Source organism: Cetobacterium somerae ATCC BAA-474 (assembly GCF_000479045.1).
In the GTDB taxonomy this organism is placed as follows: Bacteria; Fusobacteriota; Fusobacteriia; order Fusobacteriales; family Fusobacteriaceae; genus Cetobacterium_A; species Cetobacterium_A somerae.
Window position 1 is genome coordinate 8,973 of sequence record NZ_KI518154.1, and the last position, 1,674, is coordinate 10,646.

Here is a 1,674-nt window from a genome sequence, read left to right on the forward strand (position 1 = left end):
AATAATATGATAAAAATTGAAATAATCTTTGAATCTCTTTTTTTGATTCAACAACTCCACTAAATTTAATCCAATTTTTATTTTTAAGATTACTGATTTTTAAACCTTCTTTATCGTCTTCTAATAAAATACTGTCACTATATTCATTTATATTTTTATATAATAAAATATTTTGATAAATACCATTTCTTATCTCTTGAGGTTCTAAAGGAGTTCCTCCTCCATTATATAATCTAAATAATTCAACTGCATCTGAATAATCGTTTCCTTCAACTATCAAAAACTCCAACTCTCTATCCATAAATCTAAACTTTTCTTGATGACTTAATTTTGTATCTTTATGTCTATAACTTAAATTTAATTCTAACTGATTGTCTGATAGTTCATTTGTCTTATATATAAACTTATAATCAACATCTAATTTATATTTTTTTTCTAATATTTTTTTAGCATCTTGATCATTATTTTCATAATACTTTTTACATAATTCTGCTATGGTTTGTAATTCCGGTCCATAAGCTATTCTTTTACTTTTATTTTTTGGAAAAATCCCCCAATAAAACATAAACAAACTTGTTAATCTCTGTTGCCCATCAATAACTAAAGTTGTTTGATTCTCACCTTGAGCCTCTGTATAATATCCATATAATTTTGGAATTGGTAATTTTTTTAAAATTGAAACAACTAAAGCTATTACTTGCGTTTCATTCCAAACATATTTTCTTTGATACTTTGGCATACTAAACTTCCCACTGCCTAGTCTATCAACAAGCCAATCAATACTATAGTTTTTATCTCTGTAACTTATATTATTTTTTTTAAAAAGAGTATCTAAAATCTCACTTTTTGTAACTTCTTCTTTTTTATTTTCGTTATCTATATTTTCTTCATTTACGTTTTCTGGTTCTGAAGTTTCTTCAATTTTTACTTCTTCATCTAATAAATTTTCCATATTCTCCTCCAAATATTTATTCTTTCTAATTAAATAATATCATTTATAATTAGTTATGTAAATCTAAATAAGAATATAAAAATAGCTCGCCTCGCTTTAGCTAGTCCGTTGTTTACGGCGGCTCTGGGGAATGGGTCTCTTCTCTACTCGGTCTTATGACCTCATGCCCACGGCCACATAAGCTCGTAACTATAAAAGACATATCGTCTATCATAAATTTTAAAAATTTAGGCGAAATAAATTTCTCAATCTTTCAACTATAATCTCCGTCATTTAAAAATCCACCGGACGAACTTTTTTTAAACTCCAACCATCGTAATACTTAAAATTTTGAAAAATAAAAAATGTAGTATAAACATATTGTAAACTTGATTTTAATAGAGATAGATACGGAAGTGTCAAATGAATTCAAGTTATAAGGAAATAACTTTAAAATTTATCGTATTAAAAGAATGTTCCAAAGATGAGATATTAAAAAACGCTGTGAATATAGTCGATAAATACATCTGTAAATATTCAGAGGAATACCATAAAAAACAAACTTTAAAAAATTATTGTGTTTCAAGAGTAGAACTTGCACTTTCTAACATTTACAAAAGAGGAGATGTAGTTTCTATAAAAGTTAGAAATGATAAAAAAGAAATTACTGAGCAATTTAAAAATGATTACATAGAAAATGATTATTTAAACAGTGCGACACGTTTCGTAATGAAAAGTTACGA

The 1,674-nt window shown here is 26.1% G+C and carries 2 protein-coding genes; one reads left to right on the forward strand and one right to left on the reverse strand.

Annotated features, from left to right (window positions below):
* Positions 1-952 (reverse strand): GmrSD restriction endonuclease domain-containing protein (locus HMPREF0202_RS07025; RefSeq protein WP_023052379.1); only part of this gene is annotated, 952 nt, incomplete at its 3' end.
* 402 nt (positions 953-1,354) lie between these two features.
* Between HMPREF0202_RS07025 and HMPREF0202_RS15320 the strand changes: the two genes are divergently transcribed.
* The coding region (locus HMPREF0202_RS15320) for a hypothetical protein (RefSeq protein WP_023052380.1) at positions 1,355-1,674 on the forward strand (320 nt) is incomplete at its 3' end.